The 1,027-nt window shown below is 76.9% G+C and carries 1 protein-coding gene and 1 pseudogene; both read left to right on the forward strand.

Annotated features, from left to right (window positions below; genetic code table 11):
• A pseudogene (locus GFJ45_RS16595) lies at positions 1-180 on the forward strand (hypothetical protein); the annotation flags it as partial.
• Entirely contained in the window at positions 170-1,027 is an 858-nt protein-coding gene (locus GFJ45_RS16135; RefSeq protein ID WP_228387229.1) for a lipid II flippase MurJ, read from the forward strand. The pseudogene GFJ45_RS16595 and the gene GFJ45_RS16135, both read left to right, overlap by 11 nt.

Here is a 1,027-nt window from a genome sequence, read left to right on the forward strand (position 1 = left end):
CTCGTGGGGCTGGCCGCCGTCGACCGCCTCGGCCCGCGCGGCCGGCTGGTGCTGCTGCTGGCCACCGGCGGGCTGACGCTGCTGTCGGAGCGGGTCAGCTTCAGCGCCGTCATCGACCGCACGCCGCTGCTGCGGGAGCTGGACAGCCTCGGCCGGCCCGCTGCGGGGCGTGAGCCGTGAGGACGTCGAGCAGGTGACCGGTCCCGCGCCGAGTGCCCGGCTGGCCGCCGGGAGCCTGCTGGCCGGGGCCGGTGTCGTGGCGGCGGCGACGCTGGCCTCCCGGGTGGTCGGGCTCGGCCGGTGGGTCGCCTTCTCGCACTCGGTGGGCGCCACCTGCGTCGGCCAGGTGTACGCCACGGCCAACCAGCTGCCCAACGTCCTCTACGAGGTGGCTGCCGGCGGCGCCCTGGCCGCCGTGGTCGTCCCGCTGGTGGCCCATCACCTGGCCCGCGGTGACGACCACACCGCCGACCGGACCGCCTCGGCACTGCTGAGCTGGTCACTGCTGGTCCTGCTCCCGCTGGCCGTCCTGGTCGCCGTGCTGGCGCAGCCGATCGCCGGTGCCCTGCTGGCGGGTGAGCAGTGCGCACCCGCCGCTCCCGCACTGGGCGCCGCCATGCTGCTCATCTTCGCCCCGCAGGTCGTCCTGTACGGGGTGGGCATCGTGCTGGCCGGGGTGCTGCAGGCGCACCGGCGGTTCCTGGCCGCTGCGGTGGCCCCGCTGCTGTCCAGCCTGGTGGTGATCGCGGCCTACCTGGGCTACGGAGCCGTCGTCGAGCCGGGCACCGCGCCCGGCTCGGTGCCGACCGGTGGGTTGGCCCTGCTGGCCGGCGGCACCACCCTCGGGGTCGTGGCGCTCTCGCTGCCGCTGCTGGTCCCGGTGCGCCGGGCGGGGGTACGGCTGCGGCCCACGCTGCGCTTCCCCCGCGGCAGCGGGGCCCGGGCCGGGGTGCTGGCGACGATCGGGTCGAGCGCGCCCGCCTCGGCCAGCTGTGCCGGCTCGATGTCGACGGCCTCGTCGAGGTAG

Origin of the sequence: Ornithinicoccus halotolerans (assembly GCF_009602535.1) — a bacterium.
In the GTDB taxonomy this organism is placed as follows: domain Bacteria; phylum Actinomycetota; class Actinomycetes; order Actinomycetales; family Dermatophilaceae; genus Ornithinicoccus; species Ornithinicoccus halotolerans.